11 protein-coding genes are annotated in these 13,816 nt (G+C 72.5%); 7 read left to right on the top strand and 4 right to left on the bottom strand.

Annotation, left to right across the window (positions count from 1 at the left end; genetic code table 11):
• Positions 1-34: 34 nt before the first annotated feature.
• Entirely contained in the window at positions 35-460 is a 426-nt protein-coding gene (locus WMF24_RS44560; protein ID WP_437733570.1) for an STAS/SEC14 domain-containing protein, read from the bottom strand.
• A gap of 333 nt (positions 461-793) precedes the next feature.
• Here WMF24_RS44560 and WMF24_RS44555 point away from each other — a divergent pair, with 333 nt between their 5' ends.
• From WMF24_RS44555 to WMF24_RS44535, 5 genes are all read left to right on the top strand, one after another.
• The gene (locus tag WMF24_RS44555) at positions 794-1,630 is read left to right on the top strand and encodes a DUF1206 domain-containing protein (protein WP_437733569.1); all 837 of its coding nucleotides are present in this window, start codon (positions 794-796) and stop codon (positions 1,628-1,630) included.
• A gap of 84 nt (positions 1,631-1,714) precedes the next feature.
• Positions 1,715-3,151, top strand: coding sequence for a hypothetical protein (locus tag WMF24_RS44550; RefSeq protein WP_437733568.1), 1,437 nt, complete (start codon positions 1,715-1,717; stop codon positions 3,149-3,151).
• 184 nt (positions 3,152-3,335) lie between these two features.
• Complete coding sequence (locus tag WMF24_RS44545; protein WP_437733567.1) at positions 3,336-4,784, top strand: Vps62-related protein; 1,449 nt, start codon at positions 3,336-3,338, stop codon at positions 4,782-4,784.
• Positions 4,785-4,922: 138 nt separating this feature from the next.
• Positions 4,923-5,756: an alpha/beta fold hydrolase gene (locus WMF24_RS44540; RefSeq protein ID WP_437733566.1), complete on the top strand. Its 834-nt coding sequence runs from the start codon at positions 4,923-4,925 to the stop codon at positions 5,754-5,756.
• Between the two features lie 149 nt (positions 5,757-5,905).
• Entirely contained in the window at positions 5,906-8,980 is a 3,075-nt protein-coding gene (locus tag WMF24_RS44535) for a PEP/pyruvate-binding domain-containing protein (RefSeq protein ID WP_437733565.1), read from the top strand.
• 26 nt (positions 8,981-9,006) lie between these two features.
• On the opposite strand, the gene WMF24_RS44530 is transcribed toward WMF24_RS44535, so the two are convergent.
• A complete protein-coding gene (locus tag WMF24_RS44530; RefSeq protein ID WP_437733564.1) occupies positions 9,007-9,855 on the bottom strand; it encodes an SDR family NAD(P)-dependent oxidoreductase in 849 nt (282 codons plus the stop codon).
• Positions 9,856-10,258: 403 nt separating this feature from the next.
• On the opposite strand from WMF24_RS44530, the gene WMF24_RS44525 reads away from it, so the two are divergent.
• Positions 10,259-10,870: an acyl-CoA-like ligand-binding transcription factor gene (locus tag WMF24_RS44525; RefSeq protein WP_437733563.1), complete on the top strand. Its 612-nt coding sequence runs from the start codon at positions 10,259-10,261 to the stop codon at positions 10,868-10,870.
• Positions 10,871-10,891: 21 nt separating this feature from the next.
• On the opposite strand, the gene WMF24_RS44520 is transcribed toward WMF24_RS44525, so the two are convergent.
• Entirely contained in the window at positions 10,892-11,794 is a 903-nt protein-coding gene (locus tag WMF24_RS44520) for a LysR family transcriptional regulator (RefSeq protein ID WP_437733562.1), read from the bottom strand.
• 167 nt (positions 11,795-11,961) lie between these two features.
• Here WMF24_RS44520 and WMF24_RS44515 point away from each other — a divergent pair, with 167 nt between their 5' ends.
• Positions 11,962-12,738 (top strand): NAD(P)H-dependent oxidoreductase, encoded by a 777-nt coding sequence (locus tag WMF24_RS44515; RefSeq protein ID WP_437733561.1) that lies wholly within the window; start codon positions 11,962-11,964, stop codon positions 12,736-12,738.
• A gap of 117 nt (positions 12,739-12,855) precedes the next feature.
• On the opposite strand, the gene WMF24_RS44510 is transcribed toward WMF24_RS44515, so the two are convergent.
• Positions 12,856-13,809, bottom strand: a complete 954-nt coding sequence (locus WMF24_RS44510; RefSeq protein WP_437733560.1) for a cupin domain-containing protein — start codon at positions 13,807-13,809, stop codon at positions 12,856-12,858.
• Between the last annotated feature and the right edge of the window lie 7 nt (positions 13,810-13,816).

The following is a 13,816-nucleotide window of genomic DNA, read 5'->3' as shown; positions in this document are numbered from 1 at the left end:
CGCCGGGGAGGGCGCGCGCGCCCCGGGAGCCGCGTCACGCGACCGGCGGCTGCCTGGCCCGGATCACCTCTCGCTGAGCGAGGAGCCACGCGTGCGCCTCCGCTTCCGTGGCGAAGAACTCGAAAGGATAGGATCGTGACGTGAGCAGACTCAGGCTCCTCGCGCTGAGCATCGCGACGACGCGCAGGGTAAAGCTCGCTCCGACGATCGCGACAGCGTCGTGGCGCGCCGCGAGCGTTCCGCTCGCCATCAGCTTGCGCACGTCGTGCGGAATGGCCTTGATGCGGCTCACGTCGGTGAGCACCAGGACCTCGCGGCCGCTCTCCGCGATGCGCCGGGACGCTGCGGCGATGGAGCGCGCGATCTCCTCCGAGAGCTCTCCGTCCACCGTCACATGAAGGATTCCATCTGGCTCCTCGCGGAGCTCGAGGACACCGTGCCTGCGATCCGGGTCGTGCATTGCGGGCAGCATAGCCGCCCTGCACCGCACAGCGACAGGAGCGCCCCGGACCGCGGCAGCGCGGCGCGCCCTCACGACGGAGCCCGCAGCCGGCAGTCCGTCCCTGTCCTCTCGACACGCCCCTCTGGATCGCGATGAACACGCCCCGCCCTCCGCGACGCCCGGCGGTGAGGCAGCCTGGCGCCGAGGCGTGGCGGCGCGCCCCACGCCGCAGCGCGCGCGCAGCGTCGCGCCCCCGCGCGCCGCACCGCCCGCGCCGCACCGCGCGCCCGTGCGCCGCGCTCGCTCGGTGGCACGCCCGCTGCAGCACGCGCCGCTCAGGAGACTGAAACCATGGCAATTCCGGCACAGAGAGAAATGTTCACCCAGCCTGAAAACAACGGCTGGGTGCGCACCCTGGCCAGGTTTGGTTTTGCGGCCAAAGGCCTCGTGTACGTGCTGATCGGCGCCCTGTCGCTCCAGGCTGCCTTCAGCGGCGGCGGAGATACGGCCGGCGGGCGCGAGGCGGTCGGGGTGCTCGGCGACCAGCCGTTCGGGCAGGCGCTGCTGATCTTCGTGGGGATCGGGCTGCTCGGGTATGCGCTGTGGCGAGAGGTCCTCGCCATCAAGGACCCGGGCCACGTCGGGCGCGACGCCAAGGGCACGGCCGAGCGCGTGGGCTGGGCCGTGAGCGGCGTCATCTCGGCGGGCCTCGCGCTCACGGCCTTCCAGATGGCGCTCGGCCAGGGCAGCGGCGCGGGCGACGGATCGCGCACGTGGGTCGGCAAGGTGCTGGAGCAGCCGTTCGGGGGCGTGCTCGTCGGCGCCGCGGGCCTCGCGGTGATCGCCGTCGCCGTCCATCAGTTCCGCAAGGCGATGAGATCCCGCTTCGCGCGGGACCTCAGCACGCAGGACATGAGCCCTCCCGAGCGCACCTGGGTGTTCCGCATGGCCCGCGTCGGGCTCGTCTCCCGCGGCGTCGTCTTCAGCATCATCGGCGCGGCGCTGGTCCAGGCCGCGCTCGCCCACGATCCGGGCCAGTCCAAGGGCGTCCGCGAGGCGCTCTCGACGGTCGCCACATCGCCCTTCGGGACGGCGCTGCTCGTGCTCGTCGCCGCCGGCCTGTGCGCGTACGGCGTCTACATGTTCTTCTGCACGAAGTACTCGAAGCTGGCGCACCCCGCGGCGTAGCGCCGCCGGGGCGCGCCCCGAAGCGGCTCCGCGGCGCTCCCCGTGGCTTGTGGCGCCGCCGCGGCGCGGGCATGGACGCCGCGCATGCCCCTCCGAGAGCTCCTCCCCACCCTCCTCCTCGGCGCCGGCATCGCGCTCGGCGCCGGGGCCGCGGCGTGCGCCGCGCGCCCCGGCTCGACGGGCGCGAGCGCGCCGGGCGCCGCCGCGGCGCCGGCGCAGGCGACCGCCTCCGCGGCAGCGCCGGCGCGCGCGGCGGCGGGCGATCCGGCTGCGCCCGGGGCCGCCGCCCCCGACGCGCCGCCCGCGTCGGCCGGGCAGCTCGCGCACCTCCCGCCGGGCGCCGCGCTCTACGTCTCGCTGCGCCCCGGCGATCTCGACGGGGTCGTCCGGTCTGTGCCCGAGCTCGCCGAGGTCCTCGCCGATATCAACCGCGCGCTCGGCAACCAGGGTCCGCCGGACGTGTCGCTCGCGAAGCTCGGCGTCGATCCGCGCAGGCCGCTCCTCGGCGCCATGGTGCCCGCGCCCGAGAAGAGCGCGCGCGCTGTCGTCGAGGCCATCGTCAACGGGGCCTCGGGCGACGCGCTCGAGAAGGTCGCTCGCGGGCACGCGCAGGACGCGGCGCGGCTGCGGCTCCTCGTCCCGCTCGCGCGCGGGGCGGACCCGCGGCGCGCCTTCGGGCCCGTGATCGGCGCGCTCACGGGCGGCGCCCCGCTGGACGTGTGCCCCGGCGCCGCGCGCTGCGCCGGCTTCGGCGCCCGCGCGCCGCTCGGCGTGGCGCAGGGCGGGCTCGCCGCCGTCGCGGTCCACGCGCACGGCGCGGACCTCCGGCTCGACATCGTGCTGCCGCTCTTCGTGTCCGGCGACGATCCGGCCGCCCTGAAGGAGCTCGTCGCGTTCAGCGGAGCGCTCGGGGGCCCCGAGGGCCGGTGCTCCAGGTTCGACGCGAGCGCCGCTGTGTCGGTGTGCATCGATCCCGACCGGATGGGCGAGCTCGGCGCGACGGACGGCTACGGCAAGATCACAAGAGCGCTCTCTCGCCACGTCGCCCCGGAGGTGATGCCGGCGCTCGCTGCCCAGGGCCTCGCCGAGGTCCGGCAGAACCTCTGGCTCGCGGCGCCGGCGCGCAGGCTCGCCGGCGACGGCACCCTCGGGGTCGTCGTGGAGGGCAAGCGGAGCCGCCTCGTCGGGTCGTGGGCCCTGACGGACGCCTCGCGCGCCGGCGTCGAGAGGGCGTTCGCCGCGGAGCGGTGCGCCGTCGGCGACGCGACGACAAGGGAGCTCTTGCCCGCGCTGCGCGCGGCGTTCGGCGACCCGGGGAAGGGCTTCGACGACCCGAAGAAGGCCGTCACCGCGTTCAGGGAGGCCGGCTGGTCTGCCTACGTGATCGCCGCCGCCGGCACCTGGCCGAACCTGCTCGGCGCGATCGCGAGCGCGCAGGGCCCCGGGGCCGACCCCGCTTACCAGGTGTGCGCCCGCCACGACGACGGGCGGCTCGTCCTCGAGGCCGAGATCCGCAGATAAACGCGCGCGGGCGGCCGCGCGGCAGGTCGCGGCGACGCGCGCCCCCGCCGGCCCCGGACCTCCGGTGGCCACGAACGTACCATACCCTGTCCGACGTCGGTCATTCCCTCACCGGATCGCCAGGCTACTTTGATCGCGGTTCCACTCGCCGCGTCGCGCGAGCCAATCCGCAGGAGGAGCGTTCATGAGCGATCCGCAGGTCACCCTGTTCTCCGACTCCGACTATCGAGGCCGCCAGAGCACGCTGAGCATCGGCCGGTACGCGACCGGCTTCGGGATCAGCAACGACGCCCTCAGCTCCATCAAGATCCCGGCCGGGCTCAAGGTCACGCTCTGCGAGCACGGCAACTTCGAGGGCCGCCGGTGTACCCTTGTCCGCGACACACCCAACCTCAAGGGCGTCAACGACAAGACATCGTCGATCCTCGTCGAGCGCCTCACGACCCCGACCGTCATCGTCTACAGCGACTCCGACTTCGCGGGCTGGAGCGCCGAGATCCCTGTCGGCGCCCACCCCTCCGTTCCCGCGGGCAACGATCTCGTCTCGTCGGTCATCGTCCCCGCGGGCCACCGCGTCACGCTGTACAAGGACGGCCCCTTCAAGGGCGACACGCTCGAGCTCACCGGGGACGCCGCGAACCTCGGCGGCTTCAACGACAGGGCCAGCTCCATCATCGTCGATCGCCTCGCGGATCGCGCCCCGACGCTGGACGAGCTCGACGCGATCATCCAGAAGGTCGGGCCGCGCATCTACTTCCACCCCGACGACGAGTACGGACCGAGCTCCGTCGAGTGGTTCCTGAAGCGCGCGACGCTGCACCAGAACGACGGCTCGGTCCGCGATGCCGGCGACAGGCCGCTCCCCGCCGGCGGCGGCGACGACGGCGTCTACTGGCTCGAGTGCAGCCGCAGCGCCCGCAGCGGCGATCTCGGCAGCGCGGTCGCCTACGTCAACGCCAGGTACCAGAGCTCCTGGCTCGACCTTCAGTTCTGGATCTTCTACCCCTACAACGGCGCCGGCAGCGCCAGGGTCAGCGTCACCGAGTTCAGCGGCACGATCGCCCTCGATCCCATGGGCCAGCACGGCGGCGACTGGGAGCACGTCACCTGCCGCGTCGATCCCGTCACCGGCGAGCTGCGCGCCATGTACCTGGCCCAGCACAGCGGCGGCGAGTGGGTGCCCCTCGGCGAGATCCCGATGGAGAACGGCCGGCCCGTGGCCTTCTCGTCGAGGCACGGCCACGCCTCCTACCGGGGCGAGGGAGACAACCTGTCGAGCAGCGCCAGCTATCGAGAGTTCGGCTACACCGTGTACGAGCTCGGGCTCGTCAACAGCACGAGGAAGGGCGGGAGGTTCCTCGACTGCAACGCCAGGTACGAGCTCCTGCGCGCGGACTTCCTGGCCAACCCGGTCGCCGCTCCCGACTGGACGCAGTACTGCCGCCGCTGGGGTCCGCGCATCACGTACCGATCGAGCGATCTCAAGGGATCCATCAGGTCGTCCCTGGGCGGCATCCCCTACGCGGACAGGGCCGTCGACTGGATCTACGGGGCGATCCCGGACGAGGCAAAGGAAGAGAACGGCCCCACCGGACCGTGGATGAAGGGGGCCTGGACGAACAACGAAGGTTGACCCCGCCTGAAACGAGCAGAATTTCGAACCGCCAAGGCGCCAAAGGACGCCAGGACATCATCTTCTTCTTGGCGTCCTCGGCGCCTTGGCGGTTGATTCCTCGCTCGCTCAGCGTGATCGGTGTTCTAGAGTGCGCCCATGCGATGCAAGGTGAAAGACCTCGAGATCGAGGTCGAGGTGATCGGCTCCGGGACGCCCATCCTGATGCTCCACGGCTGGGGGCCCGATCACCGGCTGATGAAGGGGTGCATGGAGCCGGTGTTCCGGTCGGCGCCGGGGCGCTGGCGGCGCGTCTACTTCGACCTGCCGGGGATGGGGCGGACCCCGGGGCGACCGTGGATCGACGGGTCGGACGGCATGCTGGAGGTGGTGCTCGGGCTCGTCGATCAGGTGCTCCCCGGCGAGCGGTTCCTTGTCGCCGGCGAGTCGTACGGCGGCTACCTGGCCCGCGGCGTGGTCCACGAGCGGCCGCAGAGCGTCGCTGGCCTGCTGCTCGTGTGCCCGGTGGCCGTGGAGGAGACGCGGGAGGCCAACGCGCCCCCGCTGCGGGTGCTGGAGCGCGACGAGGCGTTCCTCGCGACCCTGTCCGACGACGACCGGCGCGCGTTCGCGTCGATCCACGTGCGCCAGGTGCCCGCCGTCTGGGAGCGGTTCCGGGACGAGATCCTCCCCGGCCTCCGCGCGGCGGACACGGCCTTCCTGGAGCGGAACCTCGGCCCGAAGGTCACCTTCAGCTTCGCTGTCGACGCGCTGGAGCCGCCGTTCCCCGGCCCGACCCTGATGCTGGCGGGGCGCCAGGACAGCGTCGTCGGTTACCGCGATCTCTGGGGCATCCTCGAGGCGTACCCGCGGGCGTCGTTCGTGCTGCTCGACCGGGCCGGCCACAACCTGCAGACCGAGCAGCCGGCCCTGTTCGAGGCCGCCGTGACAGAGTGGCTGGAGCGGGTGGCCGGGACCAGGGCGCACCCCTGAGCGACGGCCCCTGACGGCGACAGCGCGGGCGCTGGCACAGCCCGGCGCACGCGCGGCACACCGCCGAGATAATTCGTTGAATTTGCTGCCATTTATGCGCCAGACAAGGCGCCCGCTCGCGTGGCATGCGGCATGCTGACCGAGCCGGCATGAAGGCAATTCCATCCCGCGCGCTCCGATCGCAGCGCTCGCTCCAGGCGCGCGTGGGAGCGGGCCTGTTGTCGCTCGCCCTCGGCGCCGGCTGCTCGGACGCGCCGCTCGACCCGCCGCCGCAGCCTCCGCCGCCGCAGCCCGAGTGCGCCTTCGCGGTCCCGGCGGCCGGCGTGCCCGCGCCGGGCGGCGATCTCCGCATCAACGAGGTGATGACCGGCAACGACGGCGCCTGGGTCGACGAGGTCGGCGAGACCGACGATTTCGTCGAGCTGATCAACATGGGCCAGCGCCCGATCCACCTCGGGCAATACTACGTTGGCGAGAAGGTCGGCGAGGCGACGCGGCTTCCCGATCTGACGCTCGGGCCGGGTCGGACCGCGCTCCTCTGGGCAGACGACACACCCGAGCAAGGCCCGCTGCACCTGCCGTTCAAGCTCTCGAGCTCGGGCGCACGGGTCCTTCTCTGGTCGTCGTCGTGCGAGCTCGTCGACAGGGTCGATGTGCCGGAGCTGCCGCGCTCCGAGAGCTACGCGCGCCTGCCCGACGGCACGGGGGCGCCGTCGATCTGCCGCTACGCGACGCCCGAGCGGCTGAACGGCGAGACCTGCGATCCGCCGGAGCCGCCGACCATCGACGACAGCATCCAGTTCGCGCCGTTCGCGTGGCCCGAGCCCTTCCCGCCCATCGCCGGGCCGCTCGTCATCTCCGAGCTCGGGCTGCGTCCGGCGGGGTTCGTCGAGGTGCTGAACGCGAGCGACGAGCCCGTTGCGCTCGACGCCTTCGCGCTGCGCCTCTCGGCGCTCTCGCCCGGGCAGGCGATGCCCGACGCCGAGGCGGGCACGCTGCTCGCGTGGCCGGAGCCGTCCGCCACGCTCGGGCCCGGAGAGCGCGTGAGCGTCCCGGTGAGCGAGAGCGACACGACAGCGCTCGAGGCCTCGCCCGAATTCGAGGGCGTCGTGACGCTGTGGCAGGCGGACCGGCCGGCGCCGAGCGATCGGGTCGACTTCATGGCGTGGCCGGAGGGCGCGTCGCTCGCGCGCGTGCCCGACGCCTCCGGGGCGCCGCGCTTCTGCGAGGCGCCGAGCCCCGGCGCAACCAACGACGGCTGCGTCGAGCTCCCGGGGCGCGCGCTCCCGAGCGGACGCGCGCGCCGGCTGGAGACGGACGGCGACTTCGTGGAGCTGGCCAGAGGGGGCACCGAGGTCGGCGAGGCCGGCGTCAAGTTCGTCGTCGACATGGCCGCGAACGACACAGTGCACCTCCTGAGCACGCGCGCGTGGGCGCTCCACTACACCTTCATCCGCGAGAAGATAGAGGGGCTGCCGCACCTCGATCGCTGCGACCCCGAGCAGGACGCGGAGTTCAACGTCGGATGGCAGCTGTTCAGCCAGGCCGAGTACTTCCGCGTCGAGGGCCGCCGCTACCTCCTGGGCACGCTGGTGGAGCACGCCAACGGGACGAAGACGGTCGAGTTCTCCCCCGGCGACCTGGCCATCGGCGACCAGATGCGGCGCGCGTTCTTCGCCGCGATGAAGGTGGTGCCCGACCCGCAGGCGTGGGCGATCCGCCCCACCGCGGCGCGCCAGGTCGTCGAGCTGCGCAACGTCGAGGGGACCGTGCCCATCGTCGGGCCGAACGCACCCTTCAGGGGGCTCACCTACCAGCCGCTCAACCCGGCAGAGGGCTTCGGCACCCTGACGTTCGTCCCGGCGCGCGAGCTGGAGACGGCCGAGCTCGGACCGAACGTGATCGTGGTGACCGACGACGTGCCGAACGAGACGGCGTTCGTCGGCGGCCTCATCACCGAGGCCTTCCAGACGCCGCTGGCGCACGTGAACGTGCTCGCGCGCGGCCGGGGGACGCCGAACATGGCCCTGCGCGGGGCGCGGGATCACGAGCGCCTGAAGGGCCTGTTCGGCAAGCTCGTGCGGCTCGAGGTGCGCGCCTCGGATTTCGAACTCCGCGAGGCCACCGCGGCGGAAGCCGACGCGTACTGGGAGGCGCGCAAGCCGACCGGCGAGCGGCTGGCGCCGGCGCTCGACCTCTCCGTGCGCGGGATCGTCCCGCTCGACGCCGCGAGCTACGCGCAGAGCGACAGCATCGGCTCGAAGGCGGCGGGCATGGCCGAGCTGTACCGCGTGACCGGCGTGGGGCCGTATTGCCCGCCCGACGCGGTGCCGCTGTTCGTGCCGCCCGCGGCGTTCGCCATCCCGTTCTCGCACTACATGGATCACTTCCAGGGGAGCGGCGCGGCGGAGCTCCTGGCCGAGCTCGAGCGAGACCCCGAGTTCCGCGCCGACCCGCGCGCGCACGCCGAGGGGCTCGCGCAGGTGCGCGATCTCATGATGAAACACCCTGTGGATCCCGAGATCCTCGGCGCGGTCACCGGCGCCATCGGGGGGCGCTTCGGCGGCGAGCGCGTGCGCCTGCGCAGCAGCAGCAACACGGAGGATCTGGCCACCTTCAACGGCGCCGGGCTCCACACGTCGACGAGCGGCGACCTCGACGCCACGTCGAGCTCCATCGAGGACGCGCTGCGCACGGTGTGGTCGAGCCTCTGGAACACGCGCGCTTACGACGAGCGGGAGTTCGGCCACGTCGACCAGGCGCGCGCGGCCATGGCCGTGCTCGTGCACCAGGCGTGGCAGTCGGAGCGCGCGCAGGGCGTGGCCATCAGCCGCAACGCGCTCGACGCGGTCCGCGACAGCCAGTATTACATCAACGCGCAGATCGGGGAGGCGTCGGTCACCAACCCGGCGCCCGGCGTGACGAGCGACGAGATCGTGTACACGCCGGCGCCGCGCACGATCAAGGCGGACTACCACGGCCGATCGAGCCTGTCGCGCGGGCGCGACGTGCTGTCGTTCCCGGAGGTCCAGCGGATCGGCTGCGTGCTCGAGGCCGTCCACCGGCACTACCGGCCGCTCGTCGACCCGAAGGGCGAGAACCGGCTGTACGCGATGCAGATCGAGTGGAAGCTGATCGGCCCGGAGCGCCGGCTGCTCGTGAAGCAGGCGCGGCCCTACAGCTTCGGCGCGCTCGAGGCGCCGGGCGATTGCCGCGAGTTCTGATCGACAGACACCCGCCGGCGAGGGCGTCAGCGGGCGGCGAACTCCGCCTCGTGGATGGCTCGCACCTTCTCCAGCACCCTGGGGCCGTGCTCCCGGAACGGGAGATCCCTCGCGCGGTCTTTTCGCAGGTAGACGCCCGAGAGATCCCGGCTCGCGCCGAACGCCGCCTCGTATAGCCGCGAGGCGCCCTGGCTCGGGGGTGGGAAGAAGAAACGCATCAGCGGCTCCACGTAGAACGGCAGCCCCGACCGCTTCCCCTTCCTCAGCGTGTTGTTGGGCCCGGGATCCACGCTCCGGATCTTGATCCCGTCCCGCTCGAGCAGCGGCGCCACCTCGCGCGTCCAGAGGGAGAGCGCGAGCTTGGACGTCGCGTACGGGCCGAAGAGCTGCTTGAACGACGCCGGGCGCTCCAGGGCGTCGGGGTCGAAGCGCCTGGTCATGTCGAACGCGTTGGAGGAGGTGTTCACGACCGTCTTCAAGGTCCCCTTCCGCAGCAGCTCGCGGAGCTCCATCGCGATGACGTACGGCACAACCGCCTGGAGCTCGAAGTGCAGCTCGCGGCCTTGCTTCGAGAAGGTCAGCTCCGGGACGCTGCCGCCGGCGTTGTTGAACAGCACGTCGATCTTCTGCTCGCTCGCCTTGATCGCGTCGAGCGCGCGCCAAAGGCTCTCGAAATCGGACAGGTCCGCCCTGTGGACACGGAGCCTCCGGCGCTCGAGGCTCCCCCGGATCAGCGGATCGTCCTCGGGGAACGTCGAGCGGTTCAGCGCGACGACCTGAAAGCCCTCCGACAGCAGACGACGCGTGAGCTCGAGGCCGATACCGTGGCTCGAGCCCGTGATGAGTGCGACCTTGTCGTGTTCCGTTGTGTTCATCGTGACTCCTGTGAGGGCCGCCTCCACACGCGTCCTGCGGGGGGAGAACGACAGTGGGCGCGCCGATCGCACGAGCCGATCGGCGCGCGTGCCGAGACGTCAGCGTCCGTCGCCGAGCGGCCGAGAAGCGGCCTTCCGGCGATGCGCCCGCGCGCGAGACCCCCTGTGCGCAAAGGCCCGTGTGCGCAAGGGCCCGTGTGCGCAGAGGCCCAGTGACGCGAGGACCGCACGCGACGGCCGCGCCGAGGACGACGCCGAGGGATGGATTCGTACCGTGACGGCGCCGTCCCTCGCCCGAGATCGCTCGGAACCGGCGTGGCGCCGCGACAGGAGGAAGAATGTGCTACTGAGTAGCATTTGTCAAGGAGGGGCACCCGGATCCCGCGCGTGGTAGCCTCGCCGCATGACGGAAGGTCAGGCTCCGGGGCTGCGAGAGCGCAAGAAGGAGCGGACGCGCGCGCAGATCATCGAGACCGCGATCGATCTCTTCCTGAAGAACGGCTACGACCAGACGACGCTCGACGAGGTGCTCGGGGCGGTCGAGATCTCGCGGAGGACGTTCTTCCGCTACTTCGAGTCGAAGGAAGACCTCCTCATCGCCTGGATGGACCAGCTCATCGAGGTGGCGCGCGAGGCGGTCCGCGCGCGCCCGCCCGGCGAGCCGCCGCTCGTGGCGCTGCGCAACGCGGTCCGGGATACGCTCGGCCGCCTCTTCGAGGGGGACCTGCCGCGGTTCGTCGCGGTCCAGCAGTTCGTCGCGAAGACACCGGCGGTCCGCGCGCGGCAGGGCGAGCGGCTCGGCCACTGCGCCGAGGCCATCTGCGAGCCGCTGGCCGCGCGGATGGGCCTGGATCCGCAGCGCGAGCTGGCGCCGCGGGTGCTGGCCAGCTGCTCTGTCGCCATCATGCAGTGCGCGATCGAGGCGTGGATCGCCCGCGGCGCGACGGACGATCTGCTCGAGCTCGTGGACGAGGGCTTCCGGGCGCTCGCGCGCGAGCAAGAGCGCCTGCGGTAGGGCGAGCCTTCCGCCTTCGCCTCAGACGTCCTTCGCCATCGAGCGCACCCGGTCGCGGAGCCAGGTGAGCGCCGGGTGCCTGGCTGTCCTGTGGTGCCACACCATCGCGATGGCGAAGCCCGGCACGGGGACGGGCGGCGCAAGGAGCTGGAGCCGGCCCTCGCGACCGCGCGCCACGCGCTCGGGGACGAGCGCGGCCAGGTCCGAGCGCGCCACGATCTCCGGCACCATCAGGAACGAGGGGACGGACAGGACAACGCGCCGCTCGCGCCCGAGCGCGGCGAGCGCCGCGTCGGTCGCGCCCGTGAAGCCGCCGCCGCGCGGGCTCACCACCACGTGGTCGAGCGCGCAGAGCTGGTCGAGGCTGAGGGAGCGCGAGACCCGCGGGTGCTTGCGCCGGACGATGACGACGTAGCGCTCCTCGAGCAGCTTCCTGCTGTGCAGGTGCTCGGGCGCGATGTCCGGCGTCATGAAGGCGAGGTCCACCTCGCCGCGCTCCGCCTGGGCCGCGAGCTGGGCGCTGTCGAGGGCCCGCCACGCGAGCCGCACGCCCGGCGCCTCGCGCCGGAGCTGAAAGGCGAGCGGCATCAGCAGCGCGTACTGCACATAGTCGGACGCGGCGACAGCGACCGTCAGCTCGGCGGTCGCGGGGTCGAACGCGGCGCCCGTGGCAATCGCGGCGCGCACGCCCTCCAGCGCCTCGTGCAGCGGCGCTTGCAGCTCCAGCGCGCGCCGCGTCGGCGTCATGCCGCGCTGCGCGGGGAGCAGCAGCGGGTCGCCGAGGAGCTCGCGAAGCCGCTGGAGCTGGGCCGACAGCGCCGGCTGGCTGAGGTTCAGGCGCCTGGCCGCCCTCGTCACGTTGCGCTCCGCGAGCAGCACGTCGAGCGCGACGAGGAGGTTCAGGTCGAGGCGGCTGGTATCCACCCAGGTGATAGCAGCACAGAAGAACTGCGACTTCAACGATGCCAGGGAGAGACGTAGCTTTCGACGCATCCACACCGCACGCGCCCCGGTCATCCCCGGTCCTCCGCGGGCACGTCCGGCGGTCCACAGAACGAGGAGACGGACTCGTCTCCTGGAAAGGACATGCCATGAACATCCTCATCGTCTTTGCGCACCCCGAGCCGCGCTCGTTGAACGGCGCGCTCCGCGACCGGATGGTCGCGACGCTCACCGCCGCCGGGCACGACGTGCTCGTCTCCGACCTGTACGCGCAGGGGTGGAAGGCGACGCTCGACGGCGCCGACTTCCCGGCCGAGCCCGAAGGCGCGCGCCTCCAGCTCACCGACGCCTCGCACCGCGCGTTCGCGAGCGGCGCGCAGACACCGGACGTGGCCGAGGAGCAGCGGCGCCTCCTCTGGGCTCATGCCGTCATCCTCCAGTTCCCGCTCTGGTGGTTCTCCATGCCGGCGATCCTGAAGGGATGGGTCGAGCGCGTCTTCGCGCACGGCTTCGCCTACGGCGTCGGCGAGCACTCGGACCGGCGCTGGGGCGACCGCTACGGCGAGGGCGTCTTCGCCGGCAAGCGCGCCATGCTCGTGCTCACCGCCGGCGGCTGGGTCGAGCACTACGCGGAGCGCGGCATCAACGGGCCGATGGATGATCTCTTGTTCCCGATCCAGCACGGCATCCTCTTCTATCCCGGCTTCTCCGTGCTGGAGCCGTTCGTCGTCTACAGGGCCGAGCGGATGAACGAGGAGCGCTTCCGGGCCATCACGACCGACCTCGACCGGCGCCTCGAGCGGCTGTTCGTCGAAGAGCCGATCCCCTACCGGCGGCAGAACCACGGCGACTACGAGATCCCGTCGATGCGGCTGAAGGAAGGGCTCGGGGCAGGAAAGCAGGGCCTCAGGCTGCACCGGGCCTGAGCCGCGGTGGACGGGCCGGGTGGACACCCGAGCCGCCTTCCGGACGCCCGTCGCCATCGAGCGCAGGTCGTCGGGAGCCAGCCGGAGGTGGCCGACGGCGTCGCGCCGGAGCCGCCCTCAGGAGCGGGCCTGTCGCCGGTACTGCCCGGGAGGCACGCCCATGGCCCGGCGGAACGCCCGGTTGAAGGCAAACTCGGAGTCGTACCCCACGCGCGCCGCGATCGACGCGAGCCCGTCGTCGCTCTCGCGGAGCCGCGCGGCCGCCTCCTGCATCCGCAGGCGTGTGAGGTACGCGTGCGGCGCCATGCCCACCTCGGCCGCGAACCGACGCGCGAGCGTCGCCCGCGACGTCCCGGAGCGGCGCGCCAGCTCGCTCACGCTCCAGTCCCGCTCGGGCTCGGCGTGCATCCACGCGAGCGCGCTGGCGAGCGTCCTGTCCCCGAGCGCGCCCAGCCACCCCGCCCCACCGGGAGGTTGCGCGTCCGCCCAGGCGCGGAGCACCTGCACCAGCAGGACGTCGAGCAGCCGCGAGACGACCACGGAGGCCCCCCGTTCGCCGCGCTCGTACTCCCGCTCGAGCAGGGACACCGTGGGCGACAGGGCGCGCGCGGCCTGGGAGTCCCCGCGGAGGTGCACCCGTGCTGGCAGCAGGCGCAGCACCGGGTGAGCGCCGGGCTCGTCGAACGCGAAGCAGCCACAGAGCACCCGCGTCTCGGCGCCCCTGCCGCCCAGCTCGGGCGCGGGCCCGTCACCGCGCTCCGCGAGCCATTGCTCGAGCGGCACCTTCGGGCTGCGCGGCGAGTCCGCCATCGCGTGCCCATCCCCGCGAGGCAGCAGCACGACGTCTCCGGGCCCCAGGGCGAGCACCTCGCGCCCGTGCACCAGGTGACAGGCGCCCGAGGTGACGAGGTGCAGGCTCGCCACCGTTGTCGCCGGGAAGCGGAGGCCCCAGGGAGCGCGCGCCACCGTGCGGCAGTAGAGCTGCCCGCGCAGCCCGGTGCGTTCGAGGATCTGCCCGAGGAGATCGGAAGCGCCGTAGACGTCCACGCCCACAGGATAGCAGCGATCCATCCGGCTA

Source organism: Sorangium sp. So ce1335, assembly GCF_051521615.1.
GTDB lineage: Bacteria > Myxococcota_A > Polyangia > Polyangiales > Polyangiaceae > Sorangium.
The sequence above is the reverse complement of the archived record's forward strand: the minus strand, read 5'-3'. Positions and strand labels throughout refer to the sequence as shown.